The organism is Pseudohongiella spirulinae, from assembly GCF_001444425.1.
GTDB lineage: Bacteria > Pseudomonadota > Gammaproteobacteria > Pseudomonadales > Pseudohongiellaceae > Pseudohongiella > Pseudohongiella spirulinae.
Genome location: NZ_CP013189.1, coordinates 1,404,133 through 1,423,107, shown reverse-complemented (window position 1 = coordinate 1,423,107; position 18,975 = coordinate 1,404,133). Strand labels below are relative to the sequence as shown.

The 18,975-nt window shown below is 54.0% G+C and carries 16 protein-coding genes and 1 tRNA gene; 10 read left to right on the top strand and 7 right to left on the bottom strand.

Annotated elements, in window-relative coordinates; genetic code table 11:
* Positions 1-12 precede the first annotated feature (12 nt).
* The gene (locus PS2015_RS06465; protein WP_058021447.1) at positions 13-558 is read right to left on the bottom strand and encodes a DUF4329 domain-containing protein; all 546 of its coding nucleotides are present in this window, start codon (positions 556-558) and stop codon (positions 13-15) included.
* A 221-nt stretch (positions 559-779) separates the two neighbouring features.
* Between PS2015_RS06465 and PS2015_RS06460 the strand changes: the two genes are divergently transcribed.
* Positions 780-1,367 carry a winged helix-turn-helix domain-containing protein gene (locus tag PS2015_RS06460; RefSeq protein WP_058021446.1) on the top strand — a complete coding sequence of 196 codons (588 nt, stop codon included), beginning with the start codon at positions 780-782 and terminating at the stop codon, positions 1,365-1,367.
* Between the two features lie 73 nt (positions 1,368-1,440).
* Positions 1,441-2,493 (top strand): GGDEF domain-containing protein, encoded by a 1,053-nt coding sequence (locus PS2015_RS06455; protein WP_058021445.1) that lies wholly within the window; start codon positions 1,441-1,443, stop codon positions 2,491-2,493.
* On the opposite strand, the gene PS2015_RS06450 is transcribed toward PS2015_RS06455, so the two are convergent.
* Genes PS2015_RS06450 through PS2015_RS06435 form a run of 4 tightly spaced genes read right to left on the bottom strand, consistent with a single transcriptional unit; the run spans position 2,485 to position 6,902 of the window.
* On the bottom strand, positions 2,485-4,230 hold the full coding sequence (locus PS2015_RS06450; protein WP_156412676.1) for an exo-alpha-sialidase: 1,746 nt from the start codon (positions 4,228-4,230) through the stop codon (positions 2,485-2,487). The two genes, PS2015_RS06455 and PS2015_RS06450, sit on opposite strands and share 9 nt — an antisense overlap.
* 56 nt (positions 4,231-4,286) lie before the next feature.
* Positions 4,287-5,126: an SDR family NAD(P)-dependent oxidoreductase gene (locus PS2015_RS06445; RefSeq protein WP_058021443.1), complete on the bottom strand. Its 840-nt coding sequence runs from the start codon at positions 5,124-5,126 to the stop codon at positions 4,287-4,289.
* Positions 5,123-5,581, bottom strand: coding sequence for a RidA family protein (locus PS2015_RS06440; protein ID WP_058021442.1), 459 nt, complete (start codon positions 5,579-5,581; stop codon positions 5,123-5,125). The genes PS2015_RS06445 and PS2015_RS06440 overlap by 4 nt, the downstream gene beginning before the upstream one ends.
* A complete protein-coding gene (locus PS2015_RS06435) occupies positions 5,571-6,902 on the bottom strand; it encodes a mechanosensitive ion channel family protein (protein ID WP_082628005.1) in 1,332 nt (443 codons plus the stop codon). The genes PS2015_RS06440 and PS2015_RS06435 overlap by 11 nt, the downstream gene beginning before the upstream one ends.
* A gap of 341 nt (positions 6,903-7,243) precedes the next feature.
* Between PS2015_RS06435 and PS2015_RS06425 the strand changes: the two genes are divergently transcribed.
* On the top strand, positions 7,244-7,579 hold the full coding sequence (locus tag PS2015_RS06425) for a hypothetical protein (RefSeq protein ID WP_058021440.1): 336 nt from the start codon (positions 7,244-7,246) through the stop codon (positions 7,577-7,579).
* A gap of 89 nt (positions 7,580-7,668) precedes the next feature.
* The gene (gene secD / locus PS2015_RS06420) at positions 7,669-9,981 is read left to right on the top strand and encodes a protein translocase subunit SecD (protein ID WP_082628004.1); all 2,313 of its coding nucleotides are present in this window, start codon (positions 7,669-7,671) and stop codon (positions 9,979-9,981) included.
* An 8-nt stretch (positions 9,982-9,989) separates the two neighbouring features.
* Here secD and PS2015_RS06415 read toward each other — a convergent pair whose 3' ends face one another.
* Positions 9,990-10,526, bottom strand: coding sequence for a cytochrome b (locus PS2015_RS06415; protein WP_237113398.1), 537 nt, complete (start codon positions 10,524-10,526; stop codon positions 9,990-9,992).
* Between the two features lie 97 nt (positions 10,527-10,623).
* Entirely contained in the window at positions 10,624-12,627 is a 2,004-nt protein-coding gene (locus tag PS2015_RS06410; RefSeq protein ID WP_082628003.1) for a sensor domain-containing diguanylate cyclase, read from the bottom strand.
* 35 nt (positions 12,628-12,662) lie between these two features.
* Between PS2015_RS06410 and PS2015_RS06405 the strand changes: the two genes are divergently transcribed.
* The 6 genes from PS2015_RS06405 (at position 12,663) to PS2015_RS06380 (ending at position 18,922) form a co-directional block, all read left to right on the top strand.
* Complete coding sequence (locus tag PS2015_RS06405) at positions 12,663-14,099, top strand: thioredoxin family protein (RefSeq protein WP_058021437.1); 1,437 nt, start codon at positions 12,663-12,665, stop codon at positions 14,097-14,099.
* The gene (locus PS2015_RS15890; RefSeq protein WP_257721210.1) at positions 14,096-14,632 is read left to right on the top strand and encodes a UGSC family (seleno)protein; all 537 of its coding nucleotides are present in this window, start codon (positions 14,096-14,098) and stop codon (positions 14,630-14,632) included. Before PS2015_RS06405 ends, PS2015_RS15890 begins: the two co-directional genes overlap by 4 nt.
* A gap of 57 nt (positions 14,633-14,689) precedes the next feature.
* The gene (gene selA / locus PS2015_RS06390) at positions 14,690-16,093 is read left to right on the top strand and encodes an L-seryl-tRNA(Sec) selenium transferase (protein WP_058021434.1); all 1,404 of its coding nucleotides are present in this window, start codon (positions 14,690-14,692) and stop codon (positions 16,091-16,093) included.
* Positions 16,090-17,985: a selenocysteine-specific translation elongation factor gene (gene selB / locus PS2015_RS06385; protein WP_058021433.1), complete on the top strand. Its 1,896-nt coding sequence runs from the start codon at positions 16,090-16,092 to the stop codon at positions 17,983-17,985. Before selA ends, selB begins: the two co-directional genes overlap by 4 nt.
* Before the next feature lie 12 nt (positions 17,986-17,997).
* Positions 17,998-18,092: transfer RNA gene (locus PS2015_RS15585), tRNA-Sec, on the top strand.
* Between the two features lie 323 nt (positions 18,093-18,415).
* Positions 18,416-18,922 carry a CIA30 family protein gene (locus PS2015_RS06380; protein WP_058021432.1) on the top strand — a complete coding sequence of 169 codons (507 nt, stop codon included), beginning with the start codon at positions 18,416-18,418 and terminating at the stop codon, positions 18,920-18,922.
* Positions 18,923-18,975: the final 53 nt, after the last annotated feature.

The window sequence follows — 18,975 nt, the reverse complement described above, 5'->3', positions numbered from 1 at the left end:
CAGGGGGAGCTGTCACACATTAACGGTACCAACCAGCTCCCCCTGACTGCTCCCCTGCATGGGTCCCAGCCCCAACCTCATGGCCTGTCGTTTGCTCAAGGGACGTTGCTCCGGACGATAGACACGCAAATGTCCATCCGCCGCTGCCATGTAGAACGGCAACCCCCATTCTCTGGCCAGTTCAGTATCTTCCGGCGAGAAGTATTGGCGTGTCCAGTGCTCCGCGCCATGCGTATGCCAGAAGGCTACAATCTCACTGCCTTGCGGAATGCGGGCCCGAACCGTCACGGTATCCTGCCCTGATTGACCCGCCCCGACTGTGTAACCAAACAGAAAGCCAGCATGCGCAGCACGACGGAAGATAACACCCATGAATTCACGATCCTCTCTCACTGACGCCGGATTATAAAGATTACTGGCATGCTGAACCGCCTGCAGCTCTGATTCGAATTGTGCCGTGACAGTTATCGATGACTCAGAGGAGGCCAGCGCAGATGAATTTAACAACAAGTGCAATCCGGCCAGTGCCAGCGATTTCCCGAAAGACTTGGTAAGCATATTTTGTTCTCCCATCCGGTTAAAGACGGGGTCAATGTTGTTCGATCAAAATCGAGTAAACCTTTGCATAAACTCAAATACACTTCTGAAAACCTTTTCATCGTGAAGACGTATTCGGAAAACATCCAGAATTCACCCTGATTTAAACGAATCGTTGTCTGCCTGCGTCTTCCATTTTAAAGTTTCCATACCACCCCTGGATCGCAGGCAGGAGAACAAAAATGAATAACTATTACGAGGGATTTTTGTTGGGCGAATGGCAGGTGTACCCGGAGACTGGCGTGTTAAGTCGCAACGGGCTGCGGATTCGCGCTGAACCAAAGGTTATTGATTTACTGATGGCATTGATTCACTCACCGGAACAATTCGGATCACGCGAGCAGTTGCTGGCCAAAGTCTGGCCTGACGTCGTTGTCAATGAGGAAGTTTTGACCCGCGCGGTATCCGAGCTGCGGACATTACTGGGCGATACAAGTCGCAACCGGCGTTATATTCTGACCGTACCTAAACGTGGTTATAAGTTACTACTCACGCCAACCACCCTGTGCAAACCACCATCGCAGCCAAGCGACAACTCACGGCCAATGTTTGCACAATGGAGCCGTTGGATCATGCTCGGCAAACTGGCTCATCATATTGCGGTTTTTGCCGGCTACGTCTTTCTGGGGGCAGGTAGCTGGCTGTATTGGGCGGATTCAAGAGATCACCATGCCACACCGGCTCTGGACAGCGGTGCAATCGCGCAGTCTCCGTACAATTGTGATCCCAGTGACAGTGCCACCCTGAGTAGCAAATTCAAAGCCGCCTGAAGGAGAGTATGCTAACATCCGGCCCGTATCTGAGAGATGCATAACTCCAGCATCAATGACCGGAAATTTGCTTATGACAAGATGGCTGAGCGCACGCAGGCTCGACACTCTCTGTGGCCAGCAGCGGCATCAGGCGCGCCTGGTACACATTGTGCTGATATTGATGGCTGTATATTTTGCCTTCATCGGCACGCTGAACGTCGTCATATTCAAAGACTACAATTTAGCCGCGATGGATTATGTTGGCCTGGTCACCGCTTGCGGACTGCTTGGGTACTTTCGTCACAGCGCCAACCTTAAGCTAACGGCCTGGCTGGTGGTCATCAGTATTGCATTAATCATGCTTTACTTCGTGCACCAGACCGGCGGGTTGGCATACTCAGTCATGTGGGTCACACTGCTGCCTCCCATTGCCTTTTTCCTGCTTGGTCGACAATCGGGTGCCCTGGTTTGCGCAGCCGTTTTCATATATGTCGGTATATTCTTTTATATGAGCTTGCCCGACATGCCAGCCGTACAGCCTTCCACGGGAAGTTTGTTCAATATTCTGGAGATTTTATTGGCGCACTGGCTGCTGTTCAGACTTTATGAGCGATCCCGAAGCGAGGCATACAGTGAACTGGAGCGACTCTCGGTTACGGACAAACTGACCGATCTTTACAATCGCAGCCATCTGGATGATTTGCTGCAACAGGAAATCACACGTCACCACCGCAGTGGTCAGGCGTTGACGTTAGTATTGTGCGATATTGATCACTTCAAACAGATTAATGACAAATATGGCCACCTGACCGGCGACGTTATTCTGCGCGAACTGGCGCGGCTGCTGAAGGGCAATATGCGCGGCACGGATTATTGCGGACGCTGGGGCGGTGAGGAGTTTTTGATCATCTGCCCGGATACGCCCGCAAATGCAGCAACCGCCATTATCAGCAAACTACAGCAGTCTATCAAAGAAGCAGATATGACAGAGCATATCCGCGTCACGCTAAGTTTCGGAATTGCCACCTTGCAGCACGGCGAAAGTGCGGATGATCAGTTGCGACGCGCCGACAGCGCCCTTTATGAAGCAAAGCGACTGGGACGCGACCGCATGATCATTGCTGAGGCAGCAGTTTCAGTTTAGAGGCAGGCTCAGATAACGATTGAAGCCCGAACCACCCTGAGAACCCGTATCGATCACCATACCGTAAACGACTCTGCCTTGCGCATCAAAATGCACTGAACCTCGCACCCAACCCGCGTCAACGTCGCCTATAAGCCGTTCGGCCTGTGACCAGGTCCCTGGCCGCGTTGAGTAAACATGGTAAACATCCCTGTCGTTCGCGTCGATGTAAACAACATGCAGCGTACCGTTATGATAGATCGTGTCAGCGCCGACCTGCTCCGCATCAACAGCATCGGTGACAACCGGCTGACGGGTCACCTGCACCACATCAGACAGGGTACCATTACGATGGAACCGACGCTCATACAGATAGCCGTCTGCCTGGCGGTACACCAGTATTGTTTCGCCTGTTTCAGGCACAACCACCAGCGGAGCCATCGCGCCATTTTCAGAATCTGTCACACCCAGATTATCAGCAAACTGAACACGCGTGGATAAAGTCCCCCCGGGCGGCAGATGGCGTACAAAACCGCTGCCATCACGGCCAGTATAGGCAAGCGTCACAATGTCATCTGGTGCAACCGCCAGTACAGGGCCAGACAGATCGGGTGCAAGCTCAACATCAATCTCTTGCGGCGCCTGCCAGGAACCACTGACGCTACGTCGCTGTAAGAACAATTTGTGCGCGCCACCATAAAGTGCCACAAGAGAGCCATCACTGAGCGCTACCAGATCAGCAAACTGAGTCGGCGGTTCCGCTGGTGTGGCAATGCTTTCACTGTTGACCAGCCATTTGCCAGGCACTCCCATCTCGAAAGCATGGTAAAACACCTCTTCGCTCTGTTGATGCAATATGTGAATGACGTCACCAACGCGGGCGGTTGCCACACCTTCCAGATCACCCTCGTCTGGACGATTCGCGCCATCCACCTCTCGCCAGGATTGACCGAAATCAGAAGACTTGACAGCCATGAAACGATTGTCGGTTTCTGAAGGTTCCATAACGAAATACAGATCTCCGTTAGCTGTCTGATAAGGGCCAAGTCTGCCCGGTGTTTCCACAAAAGTACCGCCCAGATGACCATCTGCTGCCCTGAATCTTAGAATAGCAGGACCTGAACCTGGCAGCGGCCTGTTGTAGCCATCAACCACACGCAACTGTATTTCAGTATCATTCTCAGCAAATCCCGGACCGTCAAAGAAGCGTCGCACAACTAGCGGCCACTCCCACTCTAGAGCCTCTCCTGTAGCTCGCCACACCGGAGTCTCGGCTGTCGCATTCAAGGCAAAACCATCGTCCCAGGCAATATCAGAAGTCCCCAGCAAGCGCACGGTCTCTTCGCCATGTTCGTAGGCATCTGTGCGAATGACAGAAATCATGGGGGTCGCAAAGTCCGGATAGGGAAAATGGGCGAGCCCCACTGGCCGCCAGACACTGCCCGGCAGACGATATTGCAGCCGCAATACATGCCCATCTGGTTCAACACGATTAGCACTGACCTGCACACGCAATCGAAATGGCTGGTCATATAAAAGCTGCGCGCTGGAATTTTCAGCGGCGGCCCAACCAATGTCTGCATTCAATGGCGCTGTGTCATCACTACGAATCCGGAAAGCTTGCCAGAGAAGATCCGAGGCGGACGATTCAGCCCCGCTGGATGGCGGCTGCGAGCTGCACCCGATGCTCAATCCCGCCATGAAAAACACAGCCAGGCAATTTCTGCTAGCTCGTGATACTGAATTTATTGAGAACATCCCTGGCTCCAGACGGCAATAAGAGGACTTCAGAGTCTATTATCGAAATAGTGTCATTATTGTGACAAATCGTCTGAACGCACTTTTTTATAAGCCTCAGAATCCAGTAATGGCTGCATCTGTCGGTACAACAAGATGTTGCGTAAGCGCAGGGGCAATAACCAGGACATCAGCCAAAGAGGCTTCGACTGATGGCCGTAAATAATTCGCTGACGCCCCTTTCGAAGAGCTTTGATGACATAGCGGACAAATTCATTCGCGTCCGTCTTGAGGAAACGCTGTGTGAACTCATCACCGCCCTCCACGCCTTTAGCGATATTTGTGCGGATTCCGCCGGGATGAACCAGATGCACTGTGACCGGCGATTCGCTTAACTCAACCATCAGGGACTCTGTAAATCCGCGCACTGCGAATTTAGCCGCGCAATAATCTGAGGTGTTGGGTACGCCTACCAGACCAAAAACGCTGGAGACATTGACAATCGCACCTTCAGCATTAGCCAGTAGCTGTGGCAAAAAAGCTCTGGTGCCATATACCACACCCAGAAAGTTGATCTGCAGGGTTCGCTCATATTGAGCATCTTCCATATGCCAGGCAGGCTGCCCGCCGCCGCCAATTCCTGCATTATTGATAATCATGTGTGCATTGCCCAATCGCTGTTTCACGCTATCGGCAAATGCAGACACTGCATTCCGGTCACTGACATCCAGGGGTTGACTGTAAATATCGCAGTTCGCAGCGCTGGTCACCAGTTTACAGGTTTCCTGCAATGATTCGGTGTCGATATCACACAAGGCCAGTCTTGCACCCATTCGCGCAAACTCAAGCGCATACGCACGACCCATTCCGGAGCCGGCACCCGTGATCACAATAACTTTTCCATTAAAATTTTTCATAGGGAGGACGCTACCACTGCAATTTCAATTTTTGCATCTCTGGGCAACCGGGCTACTTCAACAGTAGCTCGTGCTGGTGCATTGTTGACAAAGTACTCGCCGTACACTTGATTCATACGTGAAAACTCCTGCAGGTCAGTCATATACACAGTAGCCATTACCACGTGCTCCAACCGGAGGCCAAGTGATTGCAGTTTTGCTGCGATGTAATCAAGAACTTGTCGGGTCTGCTGTTCGATGGTGTCACCAGCAATTGCATCCCCATTCAGATTCAGGGGAATGACACCCGACAAGAAATACTGATCACCAGCTTGCACAATCTGTGAGTATGGGCCAACAGCCGGGTAAATATCAGCTGTACTGTGAATCAGCTTCCCGGTAGAAGGAGATACATGGCACGCTGTTAAAAAGATACACACCAATGCAAAGAATATATTTACAGACTTATGTGCCATGACCAGAACCCTCATTATGAGTCTGTGGATTGAGCACCCTGACTTCACGCTGCGGGAAGGGAATCGAAAATCCATGATCACGCATAGCCTCATAAATCATCAACAGCAGGTCGCCACCCACCCTGTTCTTACCGTCATCGATGCCTTCCATCCAGAATTCCACAAACATGTTAATGCCAGAATCACCGAATCCATCAATCTCACAATCGGGTCGCTCCTCAAAGGGTACCTCTTCGCCACTAAGCACCTGGTCATGGGACGCCACAGTTGCCTTGACAATCTCCACAAGACGACGGATATCAGAACCATAGGCCACGGAGAAATCGACCCGGTAACGCTGCTTTTTGTTTTTATGTGTCCAGTTCGTGAAACTTTCGGTGACAAATTTTTCATTCGGCACCATGATGTCTTTACCATCGAATGTTTCCAGCGTCGTTGATCGCAGCGTCAGTTCCCGAACAACGCCGGTGCGACCATCTTCCAGTTCAATATAGTCACCCAGTGATACCGAACGATCCAGCAGAATGATGATACCGGAAATGAAATTTGAGGCGATAGCCTGCAGCCCAAAACCCAGGCCCACACCCACTGCACCGCCGAACACCGCAAGAGCCGTCAAATTGATGCCCATGATCTGCAACAGCAGCAAAAAGATGACAAAAAAGATGGTGACCTGGAGAAGCTTGGCCGCCACCTCACGGGCACGGAAATCCAGTTTCTCCTGACGCCGGATCATCTCTTGTCCGGTGTTGTTGGAAATGCGTCCCAGCCAGAACAGGATCGAGCCAAATACTGCAACCCGCACCACACCATAGGCAGAAACCTGAATATTGCCCAGAGTCACCTGCATGGATTCAAGAATGTCGATCAATGGTTCCAGCCACTCAAGGTAATAAAGAAAGATCAGTGGCAATCCCACCCAGCGGAATACAAATGCAACAAAATCATTGCGTACGTGATCCCTGATAATAGAGTTGTAAATCAGCAGCATGGCGACAATCAGTGCTGTGCGTACCAGCCATGACTGTCCCAGCAAAGTGGTACTCAGTTCCACAGCGAAACTCAAAACCAGCACACTTAACAGCGGAAACAGTAAATTACCAAGATGACCGGTCAGTTTACGTATCGGACTGAGAGGACCGTCAGGCGCAGACTCCGCAAAGCCGGGTAAATACGCCCGCAGGCGGCTACTGATAAAATAGGCGAAGCCGAAAATAACGATGACAAGTCCGAGTTGAGCATAAGTTTCGGTCTGAGTTGACACATGCAGCAGCTGTGCAGACAGCGCGACGGCCTCATTTTTAAAGTCTGTGTATTCCACTGACTTGGCTACCTCTTGAGTTGAGTCGTTTGACGGAGAAACACTGACCCGCCATTTTTACGATCGTATGTTCGCACATAATCCTGAAGTTACACCATATCTTCACTGGGCCAATCAGTTTTGGGTGACGCGTGAAGAGTCACCAAATTCTATCTGTCTCGATGATTACGTCCCCAATACCTTGCACAACAAAGTACTTGCCTGCTGGGAAGTGCCACACACGCAGATACGTTATGAATTTTTCGGTCCTAAAGAAGACTTGACCGCTTAGATTTCTTGCGCTGCAACATAGCAAAGCGTATAAGTATATTCGTCTTCGTAATTCACGGATTATTGAACCTGTGACCGTGTTTCGCACATTGATGTCGACCCACTTCCTGCTCTGCGCTTTGCTGTTGTCAGGCTTTCCCCTGTCAACAGCCAGCGCACAGGGACAGCACAATGCAGATAAGCTTGGTGGCTGGGTCGCCTCACATGCCTCACTGCCAGCTGACATGCGGGCAGTGCTCGCCAGTCAGTTAATCCAGGACGAGTCTGATCCGGATCTGGCGATAGCGGGCCAGCCGCTGGCTCCGCTCAGCCGCTCCACAGGCGCCGCTTTCCTTTCCGGGAATGAGTGCCACATCAAACAGGCACTGACAACTCAGCAGGCCCGCGCCCCACCCTTTAATCGATAAACCCTGCATAACATCCTTTTTTTCTTGATGTGAGCCACGGCAAAACAATGCTTGCTGCGTAGCGAGTATTTGTCGTGCAGGAGTTATTGATGATGACGTCACTTTACAAGCGCACGCTGTGGTATGCGCTGATTATAGTTCTGGGGTTGCTAAGCGCCCTGCCCAATGTTCTTCCCGAGTCGGCACACGGCATGCTGCCCGAAGCCTATCTCAACAACACCCTGAAGCTGGGACTGGACCTGCGTGGTGGTTCCCAGCTATTGCTGGTCGTCGACAGCCACGAAATCTACCAGGATCGCGACAAGCTGAGTGCAGATGCCCTGCTGGATGATGTGATCAGCCAGAGCATCGAGGTCATCCACCGGCGACTGGATGAAACCGGCATGGTCGAACCGAGTATTACCCGCCAGGGCCAGGATGCGATTCTGGTGCAACTACCAGGCGTAGACGAGCCGCAACAGGTGAGAGAGCTGCTGGGTACAACTGCCCAGATGAACTTCCACTGGGTTGCCGAACCTGGCAACCGCACGGTCATGACTTTGCCCGATCAAAACGATCCTGAGCAAACATACCGCCTGGAGCGTCGAATAGCCATGGAAGGCAAACACGTTAGAGATGCACGCATGGCGTTGCAGCCACAGACAAATCTGCCGGTGGTCAACTTTACACTTGATCAAACCGGTGGCCGCCAATTCGCGCAAATGACCCGGGAAAATATCGGACGCGCACTGGCGGTAGTGCTGGACGGCAAAGTGGTCACGGCTCCGGTAATCCGTTCGCCGATAACTGGCGGCAGCGGGGAAATCAGTGGTCAATTCTCAGCGGTGGAAGCCGGTGAACTGGCTATGCTGCTACGCGCCGGCGCTCTGCCAGCTGCACTGGACATTGTTGAGGAACGCACTGTCGGACCCAACCTGGGCAGCCAGGCTATCAACATGGGCATTATGACTGGTTTGTTGGGGGCGGGGCTGGTGCTTGCGTTTATGCTGGCGATCTATGGCAGCTGGGGGCTGATCGCCTGGCTGGGACTGGCCATCAACATGGGCCTGGTCTTCGGTGTATTGAGTCTGCTCGGTGCCACCTTGACGCTGCCGGGCATTGCCGGTTTGATCCTGGTGCTGGGTATGGCTGTTGACGCGAATATCCTGATTAACGAACGCATCCGCGATGAAGTCCGTCAGGGCAAAGGCGCCTGGCTATCGCTGGACAACGGCTTTCGGCGCGCCTACGGAACGATTCTTGACTCCAACATCACAACCTTGATTGCTGTCAGCCTGCTCTTTGCAATGGGATCGGGGCCGATACGTGGTTTCGCTGTAACTATGGGTATAGGATTGCTGACGTCGCTGTTTACAGCTGTCGCCGTTAACCGGGTAATGATGGAGTGGATAGTGCGCCGCCGTGGTCGCAAACCACTGGTCATCCGTGGCCTGCCATGGTTGGATCACGCAGGTGATCAATTCAGCAGTGGCCGGCGTGTGATTCGCTTCATGAAAGCCGGTGCCACCGGACTGCTCATTTCGGCAGTTCTGTCCATTGCATCATTGGGGCTGATGATGCAACCCGGACTTAATTACGGAATCGACTTCAGCGGTGGTGCACTGCTGGAAATGCGAACATCTGATACCTCTCTTGAGCAGCTGCAGGCTGTGTTAAGCCAATCCGGTCTCCAGGATATATCTATACAGGCACTTTCTGCTGGTCAGGGACAGTCATGGCTGATTCGCCAGGCTGTTCAGGCAACAGCTGACGGAGATAATCAAATAGCGGATTTACGCAGCGCAGTCAGTGCAGCACTTCCGGAGGTCAATATAGACCGTGCCGAGATGGTAGGCCCCCGAGTCAGCGGTGACTTCACAGATATGAGCATACTGGCCGTCATGCTGGCAGGTGCCGGGATGTTGTTATATCTGTGGTATCGATTTGAAAATCACTTTGCTCTGGCGGCGATACTTACCATTGCGCTGGATCTGACCAAAACCATTGGTTTTTTCGTGCTCACTGGCGTGGAATTCAACCTCACAGCCATCGCAGCTCTTTTGGCACTGATCGGTTATTCAGTCAATGATAAGGTCGTGGTGTTTGACCGCATGCGAGAAAGCATGCGAGCGCGGCCCGATATGGCGCTGGACACTCTGGTCAATCGCAGCATCAGCGCAACGCTTACCCGAACAACTTATACCTCGATAAGTACACTGGTGGCGGTATTACCTATGGCGATTGCCGGTGGCAGCGCCGTTGCCAGTTTCGCTATCCCTATGCTGTTTGGCATCGTGGTCAGTACCAGCTCGTCAATTTTCATAGCGGCACCCATTGTATTGATATTGGGCAAACGCCGACAACGCCTGGGACAGCCCCAGTTACGCCCTCTCGAGCACGACGTGGCAACTGTTGTTAGATAGTGACAGGTTCATAACATTCTGCGGAAGATTCCATCCTTTCGCAGAATGTGACGAATGGCAGCAGCAATATGGCCCGCAATCAGCACACCCAGAACTAAAGCCAGCGTACCATGTATCGCAAACAATCTTTCGGCGAGCTCCTGGTTAACTGGCACCATCGGCATGGCCGGCAGATCGCCTCCCCAGGTAATCAGCGCCGGGTAGGCCGTCACACCGGCCCAGCCAAACAGTGGGGTCACGATCAGCAGAACGTACAATAAATGATGTAAACCCTTGGCGGCTCGCTGCAATGCCACCGGCAACTCTGCAGGATACGCCGGCGTGCGCAGCGTGAGTTTGAACCCGATTCGGACAACCATAAGCAAGAGCACCGCAAAACCAATCGCTTTATGCGAGCTATACAGGGCGTTGGTTAACTCACCCCAGACGTTCGCCTCACCACGCGCCGTCATCCACAAACCAACAGGGATCAGAGTCAGCACCATCAGCGCCATCAGCCAATGGAGTATTCGCCACATCAACGGGTATTTTTGTTGCTCAGACATATTCATTCTCCCGGTTCTACGATAAATTCGGACTTCTGTTTCGTCAGGAACACCCGACAGAATGTCGCCACGGATTGATATCTAATCCGTTACAAGATCACGATGCGGTTTGAGTTTCGATACTGAGCCGATTACGACCGCCGCGCTTGGACTCGTATAGCAGACGATCTGCATGCGCAACAATCTGCTCAGAGCTGGGATAATCTGCACAACCTCGAACCAATCCGGCACTGACAGTGACTATGCCATAGCCGGATTCAGGAAAGGGAATTGCCAGATTGCGCACCGCATTCAGCAGCCGCTCGGCAGCACTTTCAATCGGTTCTTCCAGGCCGGAATTGAATATCACCACAAATTCTTCACCACCATACCGATACAGGCGGTCATCGCTGCGTATTGCTGAATTCAGGGTGGCAGCGATCTCTTTAAGTGCCAGGTCTCCTTCGCCATGCCCATAGCTATCGTTAAACAGCTTGAAAGAATCGACGTCAATCATCATCACATAGAAATCACCAACCCCCCGCTTGCATTGCTCGTATACAGAAGCCAGATCCCGGTCAAACGCACGTCTGTTGTGAATGCCCAGCAAGCCATCCAGCAGACTGAGCTCACGCAGATTATGGTTGGCTGTCTCCAAAGCACGGGTTCGTTCTGCAACAACCTGTTCGAGAGTCGTCTGCGCGCCACGAATATTCACGGCCATGCCATAAAATGTACGAGCCAGCAGACCTATTTCATTGCGCAAATGCCGTGGCAATTTAATTTGCTCCTGAGCCACTGCATCGTAATCACCCAGCGCAATGCTTTCGGCCGCCTCACGCAACTGTTCAAGAGGCTTCTCGGCATCGCGCCGGATAATAAATCCAATAATAAAAATCAACAAAAGCAATAATATGACACCACTGATCAGCACGGCCGCTGCAGCCTGACTGGCTGACTCACGAATCAATGCTGCGGGGTAAACTGAAACAAACCACCAGCCCGGGCCGGACAACTCGCTGACCGCCAGCCAGTTATCATCAATACTGTTATGGATCAGCGCAACTTCACCTGGCTCGCCCCCGGTGGACTCATCTATCAGCTCGAATAGTCGAACCAGTGCCGGGTCATCAATATTCTGCAGTGACATCTGCCCGACCCAACGCCGGTCAGACGCTGGCTCGGCGGGATGCGCAATCAGATAACCATCCTGCCGAAAAATCAGATTGTATCCACCTTCAGGTGTATCGGTGATCAGCCTTTCCATCAGATCCGTTAACGACACATCATGGCTGGGATTGATCAAGTGCTGACCGTTCATGTCCAGTGGCACCTGATAAGTCAGAGCCCACTCCTGTGCTGTTTCATCGTAATAGAGTCCGCTCCAGCCCGGCAGGCGCTCAGGGTTCTCAGATTGCTGCATGGAGCGAATAACGCCGAGCTCATTCATGGGCAGATCAGGTTCCGCCTCCAAACCCCAGGGCGTGCCAGGAGCATAGAGCGCGATGGCGTTTTCGGGAAAACTGACATGTATGTTCTGAAAACGATTGATCATGGCCGGCCCTAACTGTGCCAGCAGCCGCACAGACAGGACCAGACGACGCTGCAGGTCAACACTGTCCACTGACTGGTTATTGCCAACAAAACTGCTTACGCTGCTGTAATAAAGGCCATCATCGGCATAAATACCGTCGTAAAAGTCCCGGCGCAGACGCACTGCGCCATGCTCGTCCTCCTGATAGTAGGACCAGAAGATGTCGCCATGCACCGGCACATCAGAGGTGTAGAGCCGCAAGAATTCAGCACTGAAACGCGCCAGGTTCTCCTGAGCCAGCTCAAAGATCAGACTGTCATTGCGAGCTCGCTCAATAACCCAGTCACTCAGATTATCAAGCAACCGGCTTTGGGTTTCGGTGTGGATAAAGCTGTATGCCAACGCCGTCAACCCGCCGACCACCAGAACGGCCGCCAGCACGATACGACGCAGCACGCTGCGCATCAGTGAGCGAGGGCGTGGTGTGGTATGTAAACTTTTATTTTGCACGAAATCGATTATATAGCGACTGAAGCGCAAGGAACACTCACTGGACAAGCGAGTCGGACAAATATACCTTTGTGGCATAGATATCCTTCAATCCGGACCAGGCCGACCGCTTCATGACAACACCCACGCCCGACGGCCTGATCGTCGTTGCCAAAGCCGATTGCCCGACCTGTCGCCTGATAGAGCCATTGCTGGCCAAACTGGCAGATACCGGACCACTGCGCGTGTATGTGCAGGACACCAGTCAATACGCCGAAAGCCTGCCGGGAACTGTTTATGATCAGACATTGGAGCACTCCTGGCGGTTGGAGACTGAATTTGTGCCTACCCTCATCCGTATCGAACAGGGGCAGGAAGTAGCACGCACCTATGGCTGGGACAAGGCAGAATGGCGAACAATCAGTGGACTGGACGAACTGGGCGAAGATCTGCCGGCCATGCGCCCCGGTTGCGGCTCAAAAACGCTGGAACCTGGCATCGCCGAGCGGCTGGAACTGGCGTTTGGCCGTGTGCAGTTGAAATCCCGTGAAATTGACGTCAGCGCCGAAGAAGACACCATCGAAGCCTGCTATGCGCGAGGCTGGAGCGATGGACTGCCGGTCGTGCCGCCGACACCCGTCCGCGTCCTGCGCATGCTGAAAGGCACACAGCGAGATCCGCAGGAAATCGTGGGCATCATGCCCCCGGACCTGGTGCCCTGCACCGTGGAAAAAATTGCGATCAACGCCGTCATGGCTGGCTGCAAACCTGAATACATGCCAGTGCTGCTCGCCGCCCTGGAAGCCGCATTAGACGACGACTTTGGCCTGCACGGCCTGATCTGCACCACCATGTTTGGCAGTCCCATGATCATGGTAAACGGCCCAATCGCCAAAGCCATCGGCATGAACTCGGGCAACAATGCCCTGGGCCAGGGTAATCGCGCCAATGCCACCATCGGTCGCGCCCTGCAGCTGATCATACGTAATGTGGGTGGTGGCCGACCCGGCGAGATAGACCGGGCCACGCTGGGAAATCCGGGCAAATACACCTTCTGTTTTGCTGAGGCCGAGGACAGTGACTGGCTGCCACTGGCCCAGCAGCGGGGTATACCGGCGGGTCGCTCTGCGGTCACCGTATTTCCCGGTGAAGGTGTGCAGGGTATCATCGATCAAAAGTCGCGCGATCCAGAATCTCTGGCCCGCTCCATGGCAGAATCGCTGCGGGCGGTAGACAACGTCAAACTGGCCATGGCGGGCGATGCGGTGCTGGTTGTTGCGCCCGACCATGCCCGTATTTTCATTGAGGCAGGCTGGTCGAAGCAACGTTTGCGTGAGCGGCTGGAAGAATTACTGCTGGCTCCGGGTGAGCGGCTGGTCGCTGGTGCGGGTGGCATCGCCGAGGGCATTCCGGAAAAATTCAAAGACAAACAGGTCCCCAAGTTCCGACCGGGTGGCCTGTTGATTGTGCGGGCCGGTGGCACTGCCGGTCTGTTTTCTGCCATTATTGCTGGCTGGGCTGCTTCCGGCCCGGTTGGTTCGTCACCTGTCACACGAGAGGTTAACTTATGAACGAAAACATTCTGCTGGACCCGACGGCGGAGAACGCTCCGGCGCAGCGGGCACGACTGCCCAGGCCCGACAGCCTTGATGGCAAAGTAGTAGGACTGCTGGACATCTCCAAACCACGCGGCAACGTCTTCCTCGACCGTATCGAGGAGCAACTGGCCGCACTGGGTGTTTCAGTCAAACGTTACAGTAAACCCACGTTCACCCGCCCTGCCCCGACTGAGCTGAAACAGCAGATGGCAGCCGAAGTGGATGTGTTGGTGGAAGGGCTGGCTGACTGAGGATCGTGCACGTCGTGCTGTATGCATGACATAGCCGATCTGGAGTCACGACAGATTCCGGGAGTTGGAGTTGCCTCCACAGAGTTTATTGATGCGGCCGCTGCACAATGCAAAACGCTGGGTTTCGATCCGGCCATGGTTTTTGTGCCGCACCCGATTCAGAATCGCACCGATGCAGAAATGCGCACCCTGGCCGATGACGCGCTGGATGACATTCTGCGCCTGTTGTGTGCCCGTCAGAACGCTGACCAATAAGTATTCAGGTTCAGTTGGCAAGCAAAAAACAAGTGACAGTGCACCGGGGAGATGTGGATGAACAGCTCCCCTGGTTCACGCCCACCTTCAGTCGATACAGCACTGTCCTGGCCGGGGATACAGGCACTGATCCAGTGCCACGGCCGGCCACTGGTAGTTGACGCAGTGCGAGCCGGCCTGCAGCGCTGGCGCGACGCACTGATTAGCGACGAACAGACGCTGCTTGCAGAAATCGGGCACACGCTTGAAAACTGGCTGGCACCCACCTTCAAACCCGTCGTTAATATGACTGGCACCGTCATCCACACCAATCTGGGACGTTCGCCGCTACCCCCCGAGGCTATCACCGCCATGACTGCGGTTGCCAGTGGTGCCAGTAATCTTGAATACGATCTGGAATCCGGTCAGCGCGGCGATCGCGATACGCATGTTGAAGACTGGATCTGCCGATTGACCGGTGCGGAAGCGGCTACCGTAGTCAACAACAACGCAGCCGCTGTGCTGTTAGTACTGAGTGCCCTCGCGCCACGAAAGGAAGTGATTGTATCGCGCGGCGAACTGATAGAGATTGGCGGCTCTTTCCGTCTGCCCGACATCATGTCGCGCGCCGGTTGCAAGCTCAGGGAAGTGGGCACCACCAATCGCACTCACACGCATGATTACCTTGACGCCATCAACTCACGCACAGCGCTATTGCTAAAGGCGCATACCAGCAACTATGCGGTGCAGGGTTTCACCAGCAGTGTCAGCGAATCGGAATTGGCGAGTATTGCCAGACAAAGCAGGATACCGCTGGCAGTTGACCTGGGCAGCGGCTCCCTGATCGACATGCAGCGCCTGGGCCTGCCTGCCGAACCGGTAGTGCGCGATGTACTGGCACAAGGCGTCGATGTAGTAACCTTCAGTGGCGACAAACTGCTGGGAGGACCACAGGCCGGTATCATTGCAGGGCGCGCCGACCTGATCAGCCGAATTCGCAAGAATCCTATGAAACGGGCACTGCGCTGCGACAAACTCACACTGGCGGCGCTGGCCGCCGTGCTGCGCTTATACGCCAACCCGAAGAAGCTGGCCCAGCGCATCCCGGCATTGCGCCTGCTCAGCCGCGAACAGACAGCCATTGAAGAGACGGCGACACAACTGCTGCCCGCTTTACAATCCTGGGCTGGCGAGGAGATCGATGTGGATTGCTGCAGCACGCTCAGCCAGATCGGTTCAGGTTCCCAGCCTCTGGATAGATTGCCCAGCGCCTCACTGCGCTTGCGCAGTCAGCACGCCAACAAACGCAAGCGCAGCCGACAATTGCGTGAACTGGCCAGGCAATTGCGGCAGCTGCCCTTACCTGTGATTGGCCGTATCACCGACGACAGCCTGCTGCTGGATTGTCGCTGTGTGGAAGATCCGCAGCCACTGATCGCCCAGTGGCACATTCACCGCTTTCAGGTGGAGCCGGCAACGTGATCATTGCCACTGCCGGCCATGTAGATCATGGCAAAACCACGCTGATCAAAGCACTCACCGGTAAAAACACCGATCAGTTGGCCGAAGAGCAGCGCCGTGGTCTGACCATCGACCTGGGTTTCGCCTGGCTGCATGACACACAGGCAGGCAGCATCGGATTCGTCGATGTGCCGGGCCACTCGCGTTTTATCCGCACCATGCTGGCGGGGCTGGCTGGAGTGGATGCTGCTCTTCTGGTTATTGCCGCCGATGAAGGGCCCATGCCACAGACACATGAGCATCTGGTCTTACTTGAACTTACTGGTATTGAGCGCGCCATTGTCGTTATCAGCGCTATTGAACGCGCCAGCCCGCAGCAGCTGTCAAATTGTCTGAAGGCCACTCAGCAGCTAATCAAAGACACCCGCCTCGCCGGTTCTGTCATTACTCTGGTGGATGCCATCAGCGGTCGTGGAATGGACGAACTGCTGGCATCCATCAGAACATTGGCCCTGACGACGCCGATACGCAATCCTGACGGTTTACCCCGCTTCCTGATCGATCGGCGATTCACTGTACCGGGTGCGGGTTGTGTGATCACCGGCACCTTGCTCAATGGAAGGCTGAGCACAAAAGATCAGACATCACTGAGACTGGCGGCTACGAACGGTGAGATACGGTTGCGCGGCATTCAGATAGACGGAAAACCGGTATCTGAAATTGTCAGTGGGCAACGTGGCGCATTGAATCTGACTGGCGCAGTCAACCACACGCACCCCCAACGCGGAGACTGGCTGCTGAACACTGATATGGTCCAGAGTAGCCAGCGACTGGATGTCCATCTTCGCGTACTTCCCGATCAAAACGTTCATCGTGGCACCCTGCAGATTATAATCGGTGCTACCGCAGTCAGTGGCCGGCTGGTCTGGCTGGATCAATCCGCAGGACTCGCGCAATTGTTACTCGACAAACCAGTACACAGCATTGTTGGTGACACGGTCATATTGCGTGAACCAGCCGCCAACATTACGCTGGCTGGTGGCCAGGTATTGGATCCACAAGGGCGACAGCGCGGACGCAGCAAACCCGAATCTGTGGCACGTCTGCGAGCACTGGTCGGCATAACATCAGCTTCCGACGCGCTGCTGACAGAGCTTCAGCATCAGGCTGAGATTGATCTGCACAGCTTTGCACAGCGCTGGAACCTGAGTAAAACTCAGATCCGCAAGGTAATGACGCATCCAGAGGTGCTAACACTGGGTGACATGGCGCTTAGCAAAAGTCGCTGGGCACAGTCACAGCAACGGCTGTTACAAGTCATACAAATTGCACACGCATCTCAGCCTGAGCAACTTGGCGTTCACCAGCAGGTACTGCTGAACAGAGCCATCCCGGATCTGTCGCAAGTGACCGGCCAGACTATCATCAAACAACTGATCAACGATGGGCAGCTCCGGCAACATGGCACCGTGCTCGCACTACCTGATCATCAGCCACGACTACCTGAGCAGGACCAAAAGCTCTGGCCAAAAATACGCGAAGCCATCAAGAATGCCGGATTACGTCCTCCGATCGTCGGAGAGCTAGGCGATCAGCTGGGATTGCAGCGAGACGAAATGCTGGCTGTCATGCAGCGGCTACAAGCCTGGGGATACCTGTTGCCGGTGGCGCCCAACCGCTTTTATCTGCCCGAACAGCTGGGTGATCTGGCGGCGGTGGCACAGGCATTGTGCAAAAACAGCAGCGACAGCGGCTTTTTGGCCGCGGAGTACCGGGACCTCTCGGGCATCGGCCGCAACCTCACCATCAAGGTACTGGAATATCTGGATCGTTCGGGTGTGACATACTATCGGGCAGAACGACGTTATTTACGACCAGCCTGGCGCGATGAGGTAATGCCAGGCGGCGTTTGAACTGACAGCAATGGAAGGACATCGTCCCCGGTGGGGCGCCCGGACTTCAAATCCGGTGAGATGCGCAGCGCGCGCCTGGTGGGTTCGACTCCCATGTCCTTCCGCCATTTCTCAGGTACCACTGTCAATTGCGAAATGTCGCATCGCCAAAATCAGGGCACATTGACACGGGTTCCGGATTCAATGCTGCGATCCGGGCTGAGTACACAAGCGCAGGGCCAACTCGAGCGTTGGAGAATGACAACGCAAAACCGGCAGTATCGCCGGTATCGTAATCGGCCACCGACATCTGAACAAAAGGCCAGACCGCGCCAGCCTGTGGATTTGTCTGTTAGGATTGCTGATCACCGTGTTTATCCCCGTCATATCACTGGGCTCCCACGGCAAGCCAACAAATGAGCATGGAGAGCATACCGGACAGGCCTGACAGATGATGACCGACAACTTTAGTTCCGAAATCCTGGATATCATCAATACAGCCGAGTGGCGTGCTGTCAATGATGATGTGATGGGCGGACAATCCAGCAGTTTACCCACTGTGGTGGACGACAAGCTTCACTTCTCCGGCATTATTTCGCTGGAAAACAACGGCGGTTTTGCCTCGATTCGATCCCAACAGCACCTGGATCTGAGCGACTTCAGCGGCTTAACACTGCGCGTTTGCGGCGATGGACGCCGTTATCAGTTCCGGCTCTACACCGACGCGACCTTTCATGACTCTAAAATAGCCTATAGCATGAGTTTTAATACCACGGCTGATCAATGGCAGGACGTGACTGTCGATTTCTCTAAACTCAAGCCAGTATTTAGAGGTCGCTTGTTATCCGGACCGGCATTTGATGCCGCCAGGGTGGAACAGATTGGTTTTCTTTTGGCAGATAAGCAAGCTGGAAAATTTCACCTCCGTGTGGCCTGGATGCGGACTCAATCAAATTAAGATTTGCGACTGCCATACGGGACGGAGTATTGTCCATATTAATCAGAACAAGA

Coding starts and splice junctions, on each gene's coding strand:
- PS2015_RS06465 (WP_058021447.1), bottom strand. CDS start 558: ATGCTTACCAAGTCTTTCGGGAAATCGCTGGCACTGGCCGGATTGCAC.
- PS2015_RS06460 (WP_058021446.1), top strand. CDS start 780: ATGAATAACTATTACGAGGGATTTTTGTTGGGCGAATGGCAGGTGTAC.
- PS2015_RS06455 (WP_058021445.1), top strand. CDS start 1,441: ATGACAAGATGGCTGAGCGCACGCAGGCTCGACACTCTCTGTGGCCAG.
- PS2015_RS06450 (WP_156412676.1), bottom strand. CDS start 4,230: ATGTTCTCAATAAATTCAGTATCACGAGCTAGCAGAAATTGCCTGGCT.
- PS2015_RS06445 (WP_058021443.1), bottom strand. CDS start 5,126: ATGAAAAATTTTAATGGAAAAGTTATTGTGATCACGGGTGCCGGCTCC.
- PS2015_RS06440 (WP_058021442.1), bottom strand. CDS start 5,581: ATGGCACATAAGTCTGTAAATATATTCTTTGCATTGGTGTGTATCTTT.
- secD (WP_082628004.1), top strand. CDS start 7,669: ATGATGACGTCACTTTACAAGCGCACGCTGTGGTATGCGCTGATTATA.
- PS2015_RS06415 (WP_237113398.1), bottom strand. CDS start 10,526: ATGTCTGAGCAACAAAAATACCCGTTGATGTGGCGAATACTCCATTGG.
- PS2015_RS06410 (WP_082628003.1), bottom strand. CDS start 12,627: ATGCCACAAAGGTATATTTGTCCGACTCGCTTGTCCAGTGAGTGTTCC.
- PS2015_RS06405 (WP_058021437.1), top strand. CDS start 12,663: ATGACAACACCCACGCCCGACGGCCTGATCGTCGTTGCCAAAGCCGAT.
- selA (WP_058021434.1), top strand. CDS start 14,690: ATGAACAGCTCCCCTGGTTCACGCCCACCTTCAGTCGATACAGCACTG.
- PS2015_RS06380 (WP_058021432.1), top strand. CDS start 18,416: ATGATGACCGACAACTTTAGTTCCGAAATCCTGGATATCATCAATACA.